This window comes from Brevundimonas sp. AVps31 (genome assembly GCF_058681355.1).
Map to the genome: position 1 here is coordinate 970363 of NZ_CM178736.1, position 16994 is coordinate 987356.

General features: G+C 68.3%; 19 protein-coding genes. 8 read left to right on the forward strand and 11 right to left on the reverse strand.

Annotation, left to right across the window (positions count from 1 at the left end):
• Positions 1-9 precede the first annotated feature (9 nt).
• The 3 genes from ACW174_RS04545 to chvI are packed head-to-tail and all read right to left on the reverse strand — an operon-like array spanning position 10 to position 2739.
• Positions 10-435 carry an HPr kinase/phosphorylase gene (locus ACW174_RS04545; protein WP_492016515.1) on the reverse strand — a complete coding sequence of 142 codons (426 nt, stop codon included), beginning with the start codon at positions 433-435 and terminating at the stop codon, positions 10-12.
• Positions 432-2066 (reverse strand): two-component sensor histidine kinase ChvG, encoded by a 1635-nt coding sequence (gene chvG / locus ACW174_RS04550; RefSeq protein WP_492016516.1) that lies wholly within the window; start codon positions 2064-2066, stop codon positions 432-434. Before chvG ends, ACW174_RS04545 begins: the two co-directional genes overlap by 4 nt.
• Positions 2035-2739, reverse strand: a complete 705-nt coding sequence (gene chvI / locus ACW174_RS04555; RefSeq protein ID WP_291839067.1) for a two-component response regulator ChvI — start codon at positions 2737-2739, stop codon at positions 2035-2037. Before chvI ends, chvG begins: the two co-directional genes overlap by 32 nt.
• 175 nt (positions 2740-2914) lie before the next feature.
• On the opposite strand from chvI, the gene ACW174_RS04560 reads away from it, so the two are divergent.
• A complete protein-coding gene (locus ACW174_RS04560) occupies positions 2915-4630 on the forward strand; it encodes a hypothetical protein (RefSeq protein WP_492016517.1) in 1716 nt (571 codons plus the stop codon).
• Positions 4631-4673: 43 nt separating this feature from the next.
• Here the strand turns inward: ACW174_RS04560 and ACW174_RS04565 are convergent, their stop codons facing one another.
• Positions 4674-5006, reverse strand: coding sequence for a TFIIB-type zinc ribbon-containing protein (locus ACW174_RS04565; RefSeq protein ID WP_492016518.1), 333 nt, complete (start codon positions 5004-5006; stop codon positions 4674-4676).
• A gap of 113 nt (positions 5007-5119) precedes the next feature.
• On the opposite strand from ACW174_RS04565, the gene ACW174_RS04570 reads away from it, so the two are divergent.
• Complete coding sequence (locus tag ACW174_RS04570; protein WP_492016519.1) at positions 5120-5590, forward strand: PaaI family thioesterase; 471 nt, start codon at positions 5120-5122, stop codon at positions 5588-5590.
• Here ACW174_RS04570 and ACW174_RS04575 read toward each other — a convergent pair.
• From ACW174_RS04575 to ACW174_RS04585, 3 genes are read right to left on the reverse strand one after another with little or no spacing between them, the layout of a single operon-like run.
• Entirely contained in the window at positions 5587-6243 is a 657-nt protein-coding gene (locus ACW174_RS04575; protein WP_492016520.1) for a glutathione S-transferase family protein, read from the reverse strand. The genes ACW174_RS04570 and ACW174_RS04575 overlap by 4 nt on opposite strands.
• Positions 6240-6737, reverse strand: a complete 498-nt coding sequence (locus tag ACW174_RS04580; RefSeq protein ID WP_492016521.1) for an SRPBCC domain-containing protein — start codon at positions 6735-6737, stop codon at positions 6240-6242. The genes ACW174_RS04575 and ACW174_RS04580 overlap by 4 nt, the downstream gene beginning before the upstream one ends.
• On the reverse strand, positions 6737-7078 hold the full coding sequence (locus ACW174_RS04585) for an ArsR/SmtB family transcription factor (RefSeq protein WP_492016522.1): 342 nt from the start codon (positions 7076-7078) through the stop codon (positions 6737-6739). Before ACW174_RS04585 ends, ACW174_RS04580 begins: the two co-directional genes overlap by 1 nt.
• Positions 7079-7190: 112 nt before the next feature.
• Here ACW174_RS04585 and ACW174_RS04590 point away from each other — a divergent pair, with 112 nt between their 5' ends.
• On the forward strand, positions 7191-7568 hold the full coding sequence (locus ACW174_RS04590) for a hypothetical protein (protein ID WP_492016523.1): 378 nt from the start codon (positions 7191-7193) through the stop codon (positions 7566-7568).
• A 15-nt stretch (positions 7569-7583) separates the two neighbouring features.
• On the opposite strand, the gene ACW174_RS04595 is transcribed toward ACW174_RS04590, so the two are convergent.
• The 3 genes from ACW174_RS04595 to ACW174_RS04605 form a co-directional block, all read right to left on the reverse strand.
• Positions 7584-8582 (reverse strand): hypothetical protein, encoded by a 999-nt coding sequence (locus ACW174_RS04595; protein ID WP_492016524.1) that lies wholly within the window; start codon positions 8580-8582, stop codon positions 7584-7586.
• A gap of 89 nt (positions 8583-8671) precedes the next feature.
• Positions 8672-9439, reverse strand: coding sequence for an ABC transporter permease (locus tag ACW174_RS04600; protein WP_492016525.1), 768 nt, complete (start codon positions 9437-9439; stop codon positions 8672-8674).
• Positions 9439-10377, reverse strand: a complete 939-nt coding sequence (locus ACW174_RS04605; protein WP_492016526.1) for an ABC transporter ATP-binding protein — start codon at positions 10375-10377, stop codon at positions 9439-9441. The genes ACW174_RS04600 and ACW174_RS04605 overlap by 1 nt, the downstream gene beginning before the upstream one ends.
• Before the next feature lie 95 nt (positions 10378-10472).
• Between ACW174_RS04605 and ACW174_RS04610 the strand changes: the two genes are divergently transcribed.
• Genes ACW174_RS04610 through ACW174_RS04620 form a run of 3 tightly spaced genes read left to right on the forward strand, consistent with a single transcriptional unit; the run spans position 10473 to position 13291 of the window.
• Positions 10473-11357 carry a DUF1206 domain-containing protein gene (locus ACW174_RS04610; RefSeq protein WP_492016527.1) on the forward strand — a complete coding sequence of 295 codons (885 nt, stop codon included), beginning with the start codon at positions 10473-10475 and terminating at the stop codon, positions 11355-11357.
• 51 nt (positions 11358-11408) lie between these two features.
• The gene (locus ACW174_RS04615; RefSeq protein WP_492016528.1) at positions 11409-11966 is read left to right on the forward strand and encodes a lipocalin family protein; all 558 of its coding nucleotides are present in this window, start codon (positions 11409-11411) and stop codon (positions 11964-11966) included.
• A gap of 11 nt (positions 11967-11977) precedes the next feature.
• Positions 11978-13291 (forward strand): PQQ-dependent sugar dehydrogenase, encoded by a 1314-nt coding sequence (locus tag ACW174_RS04620; protein WP_492016529.1) that lies wholly within the window; start codon positions 11978-11980, stop codon positions 13289-13291.
• A gap of 59 nt (positions 13292-13350) precedes the next feature.
• Here ACW174_RS04620 and ACW174_RS04625 read toward each other — a convergent pair whose 3' ends face one another.
• Positions 13351-13896, reverse strand: a complete 546-nt coding sequence (locus ACW174_RS04625) for a hypothetical protein (RefSeq protein ID WP_492016530.1) — start codon at positions 13894-13896, stop codon at positions 13351-13353.
• A 301-nt stretch (positions 13897-14197) separates the two neighbouring features.
• Between ACW174_RS04625 and ACW174_RS04630 the strand changes: the two genes are divergently transcribed.
• Both ACW174_RS04630 and motA read left to right on the forward strand, forming a co-directional pair.
• On the forward strand, positions 14198-15997 hold the full coding sequence (locus ACW174_RS04630; RefSeq protein ID WP_492016531.1) for a long-chain-acyl-CoA synthetase: 1800 nt from the start codon (positions 14198-14200) through the stop codon (positions 15995-15997).
• 98 nt (positions 15998-16095) lie between these two features.
• Entirely contained in the window at positions 16096-16965 is an 870-nt protein-coding gene (motA, locus tag ACW174_RS04635; protein ID WP_492016532.1) for a flagellar motor stator protein MotA, read from the forward strand.
• The last annotated feature ends 29 nt before the right edge of the window (positions 16966-16994 follow it).

Below are 16994 nucleotides of genomic sequence, written 5' to 3' on the forward strand. Positions count from 1 at the left end.
CGCGCCGGGTTAAAGCCGGGCGATCATCGCCGCGACCTTTTCACCCGCCGAGGCCTCTCGCGGGTCCAGTCGGAGTAGCGGCACGGACACACCCTCAAGGGTGCGAAATCCAGGCTCCGGCAGGCGCTCGACCGGTCCGTGGGTCAGGTCCACGGCCAGAACCACGCGCGCTATGTCGAGGGCGCGGACCGGAAGGATGCCGACGCCGCGCACCTCCATCCGCCCCGCGATCGTGTCCGGCGCACAGGCGTAGAGCCGCCCGGCCGAGGCGAACAGATGGGCGTAGTCATCGGCCACCAGGGTCCAGCCCATGCCGATCAGGCGCAGGGCCAGATCGCTCTTGCCCACGCCCGACCCGCCCCACAGGGCCGCAGCGCGCCAGCCCACGACCGGATCGCGCCGGGCCACGACGGTGGCGTGGGTGGGTTGGCTCACGGGCGGCGGGGCGCGAGCGCGGCGGGCAGGGCCACCTCGAAGCGGGCCCCGGCGGGGCCGTCGGCACCCGGACGATTCTCCGCCCGGACCGTCCCGCCGTGCGCCTCGACGATCTGGCGCACGATCGACAGGCCGAGGCCCGAGTTGGCGCCGAAGGCCGTGCCGCGCGGACGCGAGGTGTAGAAGCGCTCGAACACCGTCTCCAGATTGTCCGCCGGGATGCCGGGGCCATCGTCGTCGATCCGCACGTGAACCGCGCGCTCGTCGATGTCGTCCCGCAGCAGGGTCAGGCGGACCTCGCCGTCCGGAGGACTGAACGAGCGGGCGTTGTCGATCAGGTTGCGGAACACCTGTCCCAGCGGCCCGTCGCGACCGGTGATCAGGGCGTGACCCCCGACCGGGGCCGTGAAGACGACCCGCGCCTCGCCGGGCTTGCGGCCCGCCTCATAGACGCTGACGATATCGGTCAGCAGGGTGGTCAGATCGATCACCCGCGGCCGGTCGCGGTTCAGCTCCGCATCCAGCCGGGAGGCGTTGGAGATGTCGGTGATCAGCCGGTCCAGACGTCGCACGTCCTGCTGCAGCAGGGCGGTCAGCTTCTCGCGCTGGGCCTCGGTCTTGACCAAAGGCAGGGTTTCCAGCGCCGAGCGGATGGAGGTCAGCGGGTTCTTGATCTCGTGGCTGACGTCGGCGGCGAAGGCCTCGATGGCGTCCATCCGGGCCGACAGGGTCTCGGTCATGGACTCCAGCGAGCGGGCCAGATCGCCGATCTCGTCCTTGCGGCCTTCGAGGTCGGGCAGGGAGATGGCGCGGGCGCGCTGCAGACGGACCTCGTCCGCAGCAGCCGAAAGTCGCATCACCGGACGCGCCACAAACAGATGCAGCAGCAGGGAGCCCAGCAGGTTCACCGCCAGGGCCACCAGGGCGAACGGCATGAGCGCGCGGCGCTGGGCGTCCACCGTCTCGTCGACGTCGCCGGCTTCCAGCGTCAGAACGCCCAGCACCTGCTGGACATGACGCACCGGGATGGAGACGGACACGACGCGGTCGCCGGTTTCAGACCTGCGGATCTCCGCCTGGGACTGGCCTTCCAGAGCACCCTCGACCTCGGCGGCCAGCGCCAGCCGGGCGCGTTCGGCGTCCCCGGCGCTGGCGGCCTTTGTGGCGGCCTCGTCGTCGGGCGGGGGAGCCCCCGCGGGGCGCGCCGCGGGCAGGGGCGCGCCGGGGATCTGTTCCGTGACCTGATAACTGTCGGCGACCAGGATGCCGTCCACATCGAACAGACGGGCGCGCTGCCCTTCGGGGATGAAGTTGTCGCGCAGCCAGCGCGCGGCCTCGAGCCCGTCGAGGGACGGAATCGGCTCGCCGCGCGTGACGCCGATCTGGGGCTCGCCCAGCACCTGCACCAGCAGTTCGGCCTGGGCCTTCAGCGTCTCCTGTCGCGCCTCGATCAGTCCGCGCTGCCATTCGTTCAGCAACAGGGCGCCGACGAACAGGATCAACAGGCTGAGCAGGTTGAGCGCGAGAATCAGCCCGCCAAGGCGCGACCCGCCGAACCTTGCGGCTCGACGGGGGCGATCCGACCGGGCCGAAGCCGGCTCAGCTTTCGCGGTAACGGTATCCGACGCCATACAGGGTCTCGATCGCGTCGAACTCGGGATCGACCACCCTGAACTTCTTGCGCATGCGCTTGACGTGGCTGTCGATGGTGCGGTCATCGACATAGACCTGATCGTCGTAGGCCGCGTCCATCAGGTTATCCCGGCTCTTCACGAAGCCGGGGCGCTGGGCCAGGGCCTGCAACAGAAGGAATTCGGTGACCGTCAGCTTCACCGGACGGCCGTCCCAGGTGCTCTCGTGGCGCGCCGGGTCCATCGTCAGCTTGCCCCGCTTGATGGCCTTGTTCGAGTTTTCGGCGCTCGGCTCGGGCTCGCCGCCATCGGCGCCGGTCCGGCGCAGCAGGGCCTTCACGCGCTCGATCAGCAGACGCTGGCTGAACGGTTTGTGGATGTAGTCGTCGGCCCCGAGGTTGAAGCCGAGGATTTCGTCGATCTCCTCGTCCTTCGAGGTCAGCATGATGACCGGGATCTGGGAGGTCTGGCGCAGCCGGCGCAGGACCTCCATCCCGTCCATGCGGGGCATCTTCACATCAAGGATCGCCAGATCGGGCGGCGAGGCTTCAAGCGCTTCCAGACCGGCGGCGCCGTCATGGTAGGCCGTGATCTTGTGCCCGTGGCTCTCCAGAGCCAGCGAGACCGACGCCACGATGTTCTCGTCGTCGTCGACCAGGGTGATATTGGCCAAGCGGCTTCTCCTTGCAGTCCTGTCGTCCGCGCTATCAACGCACGGCAAGCGTAACCGTTCTACGTCATCGCGGTTACTTTACGGCGCGAAAGATGGGCCGCGCCGCGCCAAACCGCAACGAAACGCGCCCTTAAAGTCTCCGCGTCATGGTGGGAGTGAATAACACGAGTGCTCCATGGCCGGCCCTATTCACTACGAAGTCTACATCCGACGGACCGCGCCGTCGTCGTGGACGCTGGAAATCGCGACCGAACACCGGACCCACGCCATCGATACGGCCGAGGATCTGATGCGTGATGGTCACGCCGCCGCCGTTCGCGTCACCAAGGAGACGCTGGACCCCGACACCATGGAGTTCAACAGCGTCACGGTTCTGAGCCGTGGCGCGCCCGAGGTGCAGAAGAAGCGGATCAGCCTCGACGACGCGGCCGGTCCGCGCTGCAGCACCCCTTACGACCTGTATGATCCGATGGCGCGCGAGCAGATCAGTCGGGTGCTGGAAGACTGGCTGCGGCGTCAGGGGGCCACCGCCTTCGAACTGCTGCATCGCCCGGACCTGGCCGAGCGACTGGACGCCTCGGGCGTTGAGCTTCAGCACGCGATCCAGAAGATCGCCGTTCCGGAGAGCCAGGCGGACGGCAAGCCGGTTCATGACCTGGTCCGCCACTATCGGAAACTCGCGGACGCGACGATCGAGCGGCTGGTGATGGCCGGCCGAAAGAACCGCTTCCCCAGTCTCGAGCATCATGACCTCGCCGATCTGGCGCACCGGCTGCAAGGACAGACCGAGCGCGCCTTCATCATGGGGGGTGTGGTGGCGTCCGCCCTGATCGGCCTGAAAGACGGCCGCGCGCGTCTGGACCGGTTGATGGATCTTGTCGACAGGGCGCCGCCTGAAGGCCCATCGCGGGCCATGGTTCTGGTCCCGGTCGAACAGATCCTGTGCGAAATGCTGGGCTCCCGGGGCGGGCTGGCCGACATCCTCGGTCCGTCGCTCGATCAGGGCGCGGCGATGGCGGCGGTGGTGCGCATGGTCGCTCCGCGCGAGGTCGGACTTCTGGTCCGGCAGGATCCGCGCATGGCCATGCAGGTTCCGGCGGTCGAAGGGCCGGCCGCACGGCTGGGCGCGCGAATCGAGATCGCCGAGTTTCCCCTGCTGTCCGCCGCCCTGGCCCGGATGGTGCTGAGAGAGCTGATGAGTCCGCGACGCCTGCGCCCCAATGATGCGGCCAGCGAGATCGACATCCTGCGGGCGCTGGCCACCAGCCTGACGGCCACCGCCGGGCGGCTGCTGACGCTGGAAGAGGTTCAGACCGCCTTCAATGAGCGCTCGAAGGCGCTGGTCACCGCGGACTTCGTCGCCGCCTACGTCAAGACCTCCAGCACGGTCCTGTGCGAGGCCGAGGCCCTGACGCGTCTGTGCGAAAACGTCACCGGCGTCGCCAACAAGCGATCGGCGGCCCGCTGGCTTTCGGCCTGCGTCGGCTCGCTGCGTTTCGAAACCGAGATGCGGCAGGCGGGCGGCCAGACGGCGGCGCAGAAGCTCGGGGTGCTCGCGAATCTTCAACGAGCCGTCCGCGCCTGCGGCCTGTCGGACAAGGACGAGGGCGACATCACCGCCGCCGTCGGCAAGGTCGGCGGCGCCATCGAGAGCGAAGCCCGGATCGTCGCCCTGCTGGCGCGCTCCCCGGCCCCGCCCGCGCAGAAGCTGGCGGTCCTGCTGCGGATGGCGGCGGGTGACACAGCGCCCCTCGGTCCGGCGGCGGACCGGGCCAAGGCGGAAGCGATCAAGCTGTTCCGTGCGCCCGAGGCCCGCGCCGCCCTGGCGGCCCAGCCCGAAGCGCTGGCGCCGCTGAAGACGCTCATGAAGGCGGCCGGGCTCGCGGCCTAGCCCCTGAACCGCGGATGCCGGGGATCAGGGTCCGGTTTCCGCTCTAGTCGAAGATGTCGAAGATGCTGTCGCGCTTCTTCTTTTTGTATTTGTACTCGTCATCGCGGCGATAGCGGTCGTCGCGATAGCCCTGCGGCTGGCCGCCCCACGGCTGTTGAGCCTGTTGCGGTTGCTGCGGCGGATAGTGGGGCTGGGGCGCGGGCGCGGCCTGGGGGGCGGACGCACGGCCGTCGGCGGTCGCGGACTCCATCAGCTTTTCCAGCTCCCCGCGATCCAGCCAGACACCCCGGCAGGTCGGGCACATATCGAACTGGACGCCGCCGCGTTCCAGCGTCTGCATGGCGGCATTGTCGTTGGGACACATCAGAAGCGGCATGTGAATCTCCTCGCGTTTCCCAACAGCTACGTCCGAGCGGACAGGTCAGTAACCCCCACGCGTCGATCCGCCGCGCGCTTGCGGGCCCCGACGACGCTCACCACTGTGACGCCATGACAGATCTTCCCGCCTCCACCGCCGAAGCCATGGGCCGCATGCCCGGTCGCGACCTGTTGCAGGCCGTCATCGACGGCCGCATCCCGCCCGCCACCATCGGCGAGACCATGTCCTTCGCACTGGTCGAGGTGGGCGAGGGCGTGGCGATCTTCGAGGGCGTGACCGGCCCCCATGTGCTGAACCCCCAGGGCATGGTGCACGGCGGCTGGGCCCTGACGCTGATCGACAGCGCCACCGGCTGCGCGGCCCATTCCACCCTCCCCGCCGGCGTCGGCTACACCTCGATCTCGACCCAGACCAACTTCACCCGTCCGATCACGGCGGAGACCGGAAAGGTCGTTTGCGAGGGTCGGGTGATCAACGTCGGTCGCCAGATCATCACCGCCGAAGCCACCCTCAAGGACAGCGCCGGCCGCCTGCTGGCCCACGGCCAGTCGACCCTCATGGTGCTGCAACCGCGCGCCTAGTCCTCGGCCGGCGGCGCGGGCATCAGATCGCCGAACGGCGCCGCGTCTTCCAGCGCCCTCACGAAGGACGGACGCGCCATGAGCCGGGCGTGCCAGGCCCTCAGCCGGGGCCGATCGCCGAGCGGAACCAGCCGTCGGGCATAGGTCAGGATCGGCGCCGCCGCGCAGTCCGCCAGGGTGAAGCGGTCACCCGCGCCCCAGGTCCGCCCGTCCGCCAGCCGCGCCTCCAGCATGTCCCAGGCGGTTTCCAGTTCCTTCGCGTCCTGGGCCAACGCCGTCTCGTTCGGCGTTCCCGCCCGGCCCAGCCGGTTGAAGATGATCCGGTTCATGTTGCCGCCGACGTAGATGTCGAGGATGCGATCCATGAACCTCGCCTCCAGCGCCGCTTCCGGATCGGTCGGGATCAGCCTGCCGCCGCCCGCCAGCCGGTCGAGGTATTCAATGACGATGCTGGACTCGAGCACCGTCCGCCCCGCCGCCGTGTCGACCAGTGCAGGCATCTTGGCGAAGGGCGAGACGGCCACGAAGCCGGCCATCGCCTCGGGCGACCCGTCCACCAGCTTAAGCTCGAAGGGCAGGCCCAGTTCGTACAGGGCGATGGCCGTCTTCTGGCCGTAGGCGGAATAGGGATGGGACCAGACCAGCAGGCTCATCCGGCCGTGTCCTTCAGCAGGCGGGCAAGATTTTCCAGCATGTCCGCACAGCCTTGCTCCCGCAGCGGGATGTGAGCGGCGCCGTCCGCCCCGAAGTAGGCGCCCTGCTCCGTGTAGGTCAGCGCCGTGCCCGCGCCGTCCTCCATCAGTTCAATGGTCGCCAGCGAGGCCGAGAACCGCGATCGCACGCCGTCGACCTCCGTCCCCATCACATAGCTGAGGATGATCCGCCGGTTCTCCACGATGTCGAGGAAGAGCGTATCGTTGAACCCGGTGTCATTCTCCGGCCCGCCGAAGCGATACCGACCGCCCCCGGCGCCGCCGACGCGGAAATCGTGGACCCAGTCGTGGACTGTCGCGCCGGGCGCCTCGACGAACCATCGCCGGAAGGCGGCGGGGTCAGCCCAGGCGCGGAACACCCGTTCGGCGGCGGCGTCATAGCGGCGCTTCAGGACAAAGGTCCCGTGGGCGACGGTCGGGGTTTCGGCGGTCATCACTTTTCCTCCTCGGGCTTTGTCTCGTCCAGAAAGGCGCCCAGTCGGTCGAGACTGCGCTCGGCCGACAGACGCCGGGCGTTCAGCCAGCGTTCTGCGGCGGTCAGGGCCTCGGGCGCGACCCGGCAGGTGCGGACGCGACCGACCTTCTCCGAGCGAACCAGTCCGGCCCCCTCCAGGATCCTGAGATGCTGCATCACCGCCGACATCGACATGGGCAGGGGCTCGGCCAGGGCGCTGACCGAGACCGGCCCCGCCGACAGCCTTTCGACCATGCGCCGCCGGGTGGGATCCGACAGGGCCTGGAAGGCGAGATCGAGCGGCTCTTGATACTGAAGCATCGACTTAAGTATCAATCCGGAACCGGACTGGCAAGAGGCTGCTTTCCGCACTGCAACGCCCCGTTAATCGACGCGGCGCACGCTCTGGAAAAATCGTGTTGGGAGAGACGCGATGTCGACCATGCAGACCGGCAGCTACCGACGCCAGCGAGACCATTTCGAGCCCCAGGACAATGACCCACAGGAGCAGCGTCGGCTGCGTGGCCTGCTGGAGCAGATCGACTATGCGGCCTTCATCGCCAACCGCGAGGTCATCGGCCAGATGGTGTCGGGGCTGGACGCCGCGACCTTCCAGCGACTGGCGGTGTTGACCGCGACGGCGCGGGGCAAATGGGTCTCCGAAGGCCTGCGCCAGTCGGAGTCCGGCACGCCCGCCACCGTCGATCAGGTCGCCCGACTGACCGCCGCCCGCGCCGCCTACGAGGAGCTGGCCGAGGTCTATGAGGGCCTGCGCCGGATGGTCGAGCGGGGCTACATCACCCTGCGCTGATCCGGCGCTTTCCGATCAATCCAGCGGCTGCGGACGCGTCGTGATCGGCGCGTCAGGATCGTTCGAGGGCCGCACGGCTGCTGTCGGCGCGGGCGTCGTGGGCTGGACCTGCACGGGTTCCGGCAGGGGCTGGACCACGATGGCGGGCGCAGGCGTGACCGGCCGCGGCGCAGGCTGAGGCGCGGTCTGGACCGGGACCGTCGTCGACCGGGCGGGCGTCGCCGGCGCCGCAGCGGCCCGGGCGGCGGGCGTCGTGGGCGGCGTGGTCGGGGCCGGGGTCGAGGCGACCGTCACCGGTTCCGCGGCGTCCACGACCGCCGGGGCAGCCTCGACCGGGGCAGGCGCGACGTCGACGGGGACAGCCGGCGCCACGGCGGCGGGCGCGACCGGCGCGGCAGGCGGAGCCTCCGCGGGCGAGCGGCTCAGGAACCACCAGCCGGCCCCGGCCACGGCCAGAACCGCCACGGCGGCTCCGGCATAGAGCGGCGCCCTGCCACCCCTGGATCGGGAGGCCGCGACAGGCTCGCGGCGCGGCGCGGTGACGACGACCTCGGACAGGTCATGCGCTTCCGGCACGGATGGAGGCGCAACGGGGGCGACAGCCTCCGGGACCGGCGCAGGCAGGGGGGCAGGTTCGGGCTCGGGGAGCGGCCGGACGATCAGGGCGTCTTCCGACGCCACGGGTGCGGGATCCGGCCTGACGAAGCGAGGCGCCTCGGGATCATAGGCGGGTTGGGGCGTCGGCGGGATCGACGCCTTCGGCTTGGGCGCCGCCTGGGGGATCATCGACCCGCTCAGGATCGCGGCGGGACGAGACGGGGCCATCGGCCGGGGTTGCGGCTGCGTCCTCGGCGCATCGGGCAGGGGCGGCAGGCTCTCGCCGCGCGGCAGGGGACCGGCGCGGAACACGGTCGCGGGCGGACGCCCCCAGGTCACGGCCCGCCGGAACGGCTCGGGCCGGGCCTGACCGTTGACGGGCGCGCCGTTCAGCTTGGGTTCGTTCTCGTTGGACATCGGGTCTCCCGCACACGCGCGACGGCGTGTTTCCTCAAACGCTCACTGACGATGAAAGTGGCCGTGGATATGGCCGCTTTCGTGACGGGTCAGTTCTTCAGGCGATAGCCGGTGCGGAACATCCAGAACACCACCGCCAGACAGACGAAGAAGAAGGCCAGCGTCGCGCCCAGACTGGCCGTCACCGACACGTCCCCTACCCCGAAGAAGGCCCAGCGGAAGCCGGAGATCAGATAGACGACCGGGTTGAACAGGCTGACGACCCGCCATCCCGCGGGCAGCATGTCGATCGAATAGAAGGCTCCGCCCAGGAAGGTCAGCGGCGTGACGATCAGCATGGGAATGAAGTTCAGCTGTTCGAAGCTCTGCGCCCAGACCCCGATGATGAAGCCGAACAGGCTGAACGTCGCCGAGATCAGCACCAGGAAGGCCAGCATCCACACCGGATGCAGGATCTGCAGCGGCACGAAGAAGGAGGCCGTCAGCAGGATGATCAGGCCCAGGATCACCGACTTGGTCGCCGCCGCCCCGACATAGCCCAGCACCGTCTCGAACGACGAGATCGGCGCCGACAGCAGTTCGTAGATCGTGCCGGTGAATTTCGGGAAATAGATGCCGAACGAGCCGTTGAAGATCGAGTTGGTGAACAGGCTCAGCATGATCAGGCCGGGCACGATGAAGGCGCCGTAGGGCACGTCCGAGACCTCGGTCATGCGGCTGCCGATGGCCGAGCCGAAGACCACGAAATACAGGGCCGTCGTGATGACCGGGGTGACGATCGATTGCCACAGGGTGCGCAGGGCGCGCGCCATCTCGAACCGATAGATGGCCCAGACGCCGTAACCGTTGAACGCCATCACGCCGCCTCCGACCGCGATTGGTGGACAAGGTCCACGAAGATGTCTTCCAGCGAACTCTGCTTGGTCGACAGATCCTTGAACCCGACGCCCGAGGCCTCAAGCCGCCGCAGCAGGCCGGGCACGCCGGTCTCGTCGGCGTTGGCGTCGAACACATATTCCAGCTCGGCGCCCTCGCTCTTCAGCTCGACCTTCCAGTCGGCCAGTTCCGCCGGGACCGCCGTCAGCGGCTCCTGCAGCTGGAGGGTCAGGGTCTTCTTGCCCAGCTTCTTCATCAGGGCGGTCTTCTCTTCCACGAGGATCAGCTGGCCCTTCAGGATCACGCCCACCCGGTCGGCCATCTCCTCGGCCTCCTCGATGTAGTGGGTGGTCAGAATGATGGTGACGCCCTTCTCGCGCAGCTTGCGGACCATGGCCCACATATCCTTGCGCAGTTCGACATCGACGCCCGCCGTGGGTTCGTCGAGGAACAGGATGTCCGGCTCGTGGCTCAGGGCCTTGGCGATCATCACCCGCCGCTTCATGCCCCCGGACAGGGTCATGATCTTGTCGTTCCGCTTGTCCCAAAGGCTGAGGTCGCGCAGAATTTGCTCGATGTAGGCCTTGTTCGGCGCCTTGCCGAACAGGCCGCGGCTCAGGGTGACGGTCGCCAGAACGGTCTCGAAGGCGTCGGTGGTCAGTTCCTGCGGCACCAGACCGATGGCCGCCCGGGCCTTGCGGTAATCCTTGCGAATGTCGTGACCGTCAGCCAGCACCGTACCGCTGGTCGCCGTGACGATCCCGCAGATGATCGAGATCATCGTGGTCTTGCCCGCCCCGTTGGGTCCAAGCAGGGCGAAAATCTCTCCCTTGCCGATGGTCAGATCGACCGGCTTGAGGGCTTGCAGCCCGGATTTGTAGGTCTTGGTCAGACCTTCGATAACGATGGCAGGCGGCATGGGGTCCCTCTCCCTGGGGCGCCGCAGATATGCGCCGCCCCCCGTCACCACAAGGGCGCAGCGGAGCCATATCATCGTTTGCGGGTTGGGGACGGGTGTCCCGCTTCCCTGACCTCCTGCGATCCGGCCTGCGCCGACTGACGCCCGCGCGACGGCGCAAGCAGACGGTCGTCCTGAACATCCTCGAGCTGATCGCCCGCATCGGCTACGGCGCGCGCGGCTTCGTCTACCTGTCCGGCGGCGTTCTGACACTGCTGGCCATTCCCGGCCTGGTGGACGGCGCGGCAGGCACGCGCGGAGCCATCGGCTGGCTGGCGAAGCAGCCGCTGGGTCGGGCGTGGGTGCTTCTGCTCGGCCTCGGCCTGCTGGCCATCGTCGTGTGGCGAATGCTGCAGGCGATCTGGGACGCCGACAACGAGGGGCATGACCGACAGGGGCTCAGCACACGCGTGAGTCAGGGCTTCAGCGGCATCGGCTACGGCCTGCTGGCGCTCAGCGCCTTCAGCCTGCTGTTCCATACCCCTGTCGATCCGGCGGCCGCCGACATCGCCGCCGGACACCGTGAGGCCGAACGGATGCTGTCCCTTCCGTTCGGAAACCTTTTGCTGGCGGGGATCGGACTGTGCATCGCCGGTGTCGGGATCGGCAATATCGTCAAGGCGTGGCGGGACGACTTCGCCGCCTACCTGTCCTGTTCGGTGGAGCTTTGCCGCCGGGTCGTGCCGCTGGCGCGGGCGGGCTATATGGCGCGTGGCGTGGCCTGGCTGCCCTTGGCCGCCCTGATCTTCACCGCCGGGATCCGGTCGCGGGCTTCGGACGTGACCAGTTTCGACGCGGCGCTCGACGCCTTGGGACGTCAGCCGGGGGGCGCGCCGCTGCTGGCCGCCGCCGCGCTGGGCTTCATCGGCTTCGGCCTGTTTTCCTTCATCGAGGCGCGGTTCCGGCACATCCGACCGCCGCGCGAGATCGTACCTGTGTGAGGGTCACGGAACTCCGTTCGTGACCGGCTGTTTCTGATCAGGAGATCACCCATGACGCTGCGCCTTCCCGCCGCCGCCGCGCTCGCCGTCGGTCTGACCATCGGTCTGTCCGCCTGCGTGACCGCCCCCTCACCCTCCGAATATCGCGCGCCGCAGCCTGCCCGCGCCGTGGACGCCGAACGCCTCTGGTCGGGACGCTGGATCGAGGTCGCCCGCCTGCCGGATCGCCTGACCGACGGCTGCGTGGCGGGGGCGTCCAACTATGTGCTGGTGTCGCCCTCGCGCGTCGATGTGCGCGACACCTGCGAGCAGGGACAGCCGGGCGGACGCGAGAAATCGATCGGCGGACGCGGTGAAATTCTTGATCCCGGCACGAACGCCAAGCTGCGCGTGCGCTATCTCGGCGGCTTCGTGACCTGGGACTACTGGGTGCTGGACCACGACGAGGCCTACACCTGGTTCATCTCCGCTGACCCGACCTTCGAGCGCCTGTTCATCTACACCCGCGAGGTCCCGACGGCCGCCCAGCGTGAACGCCTGACCGCGCGCGCTCGCGATCTGGGCTATGATGTCAGCCGTCTCGAGTTTCCCGCACAACCGCCTCGTTGAAGGAACCGGCCATGCGCTCAAAGGCTCTTGTCGCCGTCTCCGGCGTCGCGCTGATGCTCGCCGCCTGCGGGACGGAATCGAGCCTGGACCCGGGGCTCGGATACGGACCCAACCCGACCCTGCCCGCGCCCAGTCGCAGCCTGTTCCCGCAGGTCAACATCGCCGAGGCCACCGGCTGGCCCGCGGGCCGCACCCCCACTCCGGCTGCGGGCTTCCGCGTCCAGGCCTTCGCGTCGGGGCTGGACCATCCGCGCTGGATCTATCGCCTGCCCAACGGCGACATTCTCGTCGCCGAAACCAACGCCCCGCCAAAGCCTGAAGAAAAGCGGGGCGGGTTTCGGGAATGGGCCCAGGGGCTGGTGATGAAGAAGGCGGGCGCCGTCACACCCAGCGCCAACCGCATCACCCTGCTGCGCGATGCCGATGGCGACGGGGTGGCGGAGACGAGGACGGCCTTCCTCGAGAACCTCATGTCGCCGTTCGGCATGGCCCTCGCGGGAGACACCCTCTACGTCGCAAACGCCGATGCCGTGGTGGCCTTCCCCTACCGGACCGGCCAGACCCGGATCACCGTCGGGCCGCGCAAGATCACGGACCTGCCCGCGGGTCGCAACCATCACTGGACCAAGAGCCTGGTCGCCAGCGCCGATGGGTCCCGGCTCTATGTCGGCGTCGGCTCCAATTCGAACGTCGGCGAGAACGGGCTGGGCGAGGAGACGGACCGGGCCGCCATCCTCGAGATCGACCCGGCCACCGGCGCCCGCCGCGTCTACGCGTCCGGGCTGCGCAATCCGGTCGGGCTCGCGTGGCAGCCGGACAGCAGCAAGCTGTGGGTGGCGGTCAATGAGCGCGACGAGCTCGGCAACGACCTGGTCCCGGACTACATGACCTCGGTGACGCCGGGCGGCTTCTACGGCTGGCCCTTCAGCTATTACGGCCAGCACGTGGACACACGGGTAGAGCCGCAGGATCCGGGCCTCGTCGCCCGCGCTCTGCGGCCCGACTATGCGCTCGGCGCCCACACGGCCTCGCTGGGGCTGACGTTTGGAGAAGGGGCCCTGTTCCCGGCCCGCTATCGTGGCGGCGCCTTCGTGGGGCAGCACGGTTCCTGGAACCGCAAGCCGCGCAACGGTTACCGGGTTCTGTTCGTACCGTTCGCCAACGGCGTACCGGCCGGACCGCCGGAGGATGTCCTGACGGGGTTCCTGAACGCGGAGGATCAGGCCATGGGCCGTCCGGTCGGGGTGCAGTTTGATCGCACGGGCGCCCTGCTGGTGGCCGACGACGTCGGCAATGTGATCTGGCGGGTCTCGCCCTCGACCTGACATGACAAGGCCCCGGCGGATCGCTCCACCGGGGCCGTCTTCAATTCAGCCGGCCGGGATCAGCCCAGCGGCTCGACCACGATCGCGGGCGGGCTCACGACGGGAGCGGGCGCCGGGGTCGGCGCGGGCGTCACGACCGGAGCCGGCGTGGCCGGAGTGCTGTTCAGCGTCGAGGTCGCCGACGACGGTGCGGGCGTCACGACGCGCGGGGCGGGCGTGGCGGCCGGAGCCTGCGCCGGGGCCTGAACCCGCGGCGCGGCGCGGCGAACGGGAGCCGGAGCCGGAGCGGGAGCCGCCTCACGCATTACCGGGGCCGGGGCGCTGTCGACGGGCGCCGGCTCCATCGCCATCGGGGCCGGCGTGGTCGGCAGGACCGGCGCGGTCGCGGCGGGTTCCGCCAGCGGCGCTTGAGCCACGTCGTCGCCCCCCATCGTCATCATGGCGGCGGCCGCGCCACCGATCACCAGCACGCCGATCGGGGCGAGAATCATCCAGCTGCGAACGCCGCCCTTGCGGGCGCGGCTGGCCTTGGTGCGGGCGTAGACGGGGACGAAGGTGTCCTCACGCAGGGCTTCGTTACGGTCTTCGGTATAGGTCACAGACATCGGTGGTCCTCCTTAAACGTGGGGTCCAAACCGCAGCGGCAGAGCGCAGTTCCGCGAACGGACTGAATGTCCTGAAGAAACACCTTTGCTGACACAGTTGGGGCGGCAAGCCGTCGGCTCCGCGTCCGGATCAGCCGGAAAGCGGCGCTGAAGTGACTCTACGTCACCGCCGCATCGGCGCCACGGCCCCACGCAAACCGGTCGCAAAACGTCAAAAACGGCCTCAGGATTCGCCCGCCGGTTGACCCGGAAGGCCCGGTTGTTCATCACCGGAGCGGGCTTCTGACGAGTGGACGTGACTATGGGTCTGGTAGCGAACATCCGGCGCGATATGCGGTTCGTGAAGGGCCTGCGCGGTCTGCTGGGCCGCATCAAGCCGATCACGATGGACAGCGTGGACCTGGTCTGTGACGACTGGGAAGAGGCCGTCGACAAGTTCCCCGATCACATCGCCATCCAGGATGATCGCCGCGCCATCAGCTATCGCGACCTCGACGCCATGGCGAACCGCTTCGGTCATTGGGCGGTCAGCCGCCGCCTGAAGCGCGGCGACACGGTCGCTCTGGTGATGCTGAACCGGGCCGAGTACGTCGCCGCCTGGATGGGGTTCGCCAAGGTCGGGGTCGGCACGGCGTTGATCAACACCAACCTGACCGGCCACGCCCTAGCCCACTGCCTGACCATCTCGAACGCGTCGCAGGTCGTCACCGACGAAGACTGCTGGCGCAAGGTCGAGGACGCGCGCACGCTGGTCGATCGCAACATGATGCTGTGGGTGCTGGGCCTGTCCGACGGGGACGAGGCGGATGAGCGTCGCGGTCTCGACAAACAGGTCCGCAGCGGATCGTCCGTCCGCCCGGCCCGCTCGGTGCGCTCTGGCCTGACCAACCGCGATACGGCCCTCTACATCTTCACCTCGGGCACCACCGGCCTGCCCAAGGCCGCCAAGATCACCCATGCCCGGGCCCGGACCTATATGCGCGCCTTCGCCGGCGCCACGGCGGCGACCGACAAGGATGTGACCTTCAACGTCCTGCCGCTCTACCACTCGACCGGCGGCCTGGTCGGCATCGGCCCGGCGCTGCTGAACGGCGGGCGGCTGGTGCTGCGCAAGCGCTTCTCGGCGTCCAGCTTCTGGCCGGACATCAAGGCGTCGGGGGCCACCCTGTTCGTCTATATCGGCGAGCTGTGCCGCTATCTGGTCAACTGCCCGGAGAGCCTCGACGAACGCAGCCACAAACTGCGCCTCGCCTTCGGCAACGGCCTGCGTCCTGATGTCTGGGAGGATTTCCAGAAACGCTTCGCCGTGCCCAACATCCTGGAATTCTACGGCTCGACCGAAGGCAATGTTTCGCTGTTCAATTTCGACGGCAAGGCGGGGGCCATCGGTCGCGTGCCCGGATTCCTGAAAAAGCAGATCAACTGCAAGCTGGTCCGCTTCGACATCGACACGGAACTGCCGGTTCGCGGCGCGAGCGGGCTGTGCGAGCTGGCCAGGGCCGGCGAGGTCGGTGAGGCGATCGGCATGATCGGCGACGACACCCGCCACGCCTTCTCCGGCTATGCCGACAAGGCCGCGTCCGAGAAGAAAATCCTGCGCGACGTCTTCGTGAAGGGGGACCGCTGGTTCCGCACCGGCGATCTGATGAAGCAGGACGCGGACGGCTATATCTATTTCATCGACCGGATCGGCGACACCTACCGCTGGAAGGGCGAGAATGTCTCGACGGCCGAGGTCGAGCAGCGTCTGGCCGACGGCCCTGGCGTCAAGGAGGTCGTCGCCTACGGCGTTCCGGTGCCCGGTCAGGACGGCAAGGCGGGCATGGTGGCCCTGGTCGTCGATGGCCGTTTCTCGGCCAAGGCGTTCGCCGAATGGGTCGATCAGGAGCTGCCGTCCTACGCCCGCCCGGCCTTTGTCCGGCTGATCAAGGCCGCTGAGACCACCGGCACCTTCAAATACCGCAAGGTCGACCTGGTCGCCGACGGCTTTGACCCCGCGGCGGTGGACGGGGCCCTCTATGTGCGCGGCGGCAAGAGCGGATACGCCAAGATGACCGACGCGGCGTATGCGGCGATCCTGAGCGGCGAAACCCGGCTCTAAATTCGGCCCCGCACAAATGCGGACAGGTTCGGCAATCGCCGGTTAATCATTAACAACGATGGTGGGCCTCTCGCGCGCGTTGGGGCTCCCCGTCTTCCATGTTCCAGATTATCGGCATTGTCCTGCTGTTCGGCCTCGTGTTCGGCAGCTACGCCATCTCGGGCGGCAAGTTCGAGGTGATCCTGCACGCCGCGCCTCACGAGCTGATGGCGATCGGCGGCGCGGGCGTCGCCGCCTTCCTGATCTCCAACAGCATCACCGTGATCAAGTCGTCGCTCGGCGGGCTGGGCAAGAGCTTCGCCGGTCCGAAATGGAAGAAGCAGGACTACAAGGACCTGCTGTCGCTGCTGTTCCAGCTGACCAAGACCATGAAGTCCAAGGGCGTCATCGCGCTTGAGAGTCACATCGAGAAGCCGGCCGAGAGCACCATCTTCCAGAAATATCCGAAGGTGCTGAAGGACCATTTCGCCACCGACTTCATCTGCGACACCCTGCGGATGATGACGATGAACCTCGAGGATCCTCACCAGATCGAGGACGCGATGGAGAAGCAGCTCGAGAAGCATCACCACGAGGCCCTGGCCGCGCCGTCGGCGTTGCAGAACCTCGCCGACGCCCTGCCCGCCCTGGGTATCGTCGCGGCCGTGCTGGGCGTGATCAAGACCATGGGTTCGATCACCGAGCCGCCGGAAGTCCTGGGCGGCATGATCGGCGGCGCCCTGGTCGGCACCTTCATGGGCGTGTTTCTCGCCTATGGCCTGGTCGGCCCGATCGCCGCGCGCCTCAAATCGATCGTCGAGGAAGAGGGCGCCTACTACAAGATCATCCAGTCGGTGCTGGTCGCCCACCTGCACGGCAACGCCGCCCAGATCTCGGTCGAGATCGGGCGTGGCGACATCCCCTCGCAGGCCCAGCCGTCGTTCGCCGAGATGGAAGAGGCCCTGTCGGCCGCCCCGACCGACGCCTGATTTCACACCGCGCTCACACGGCCTCACGA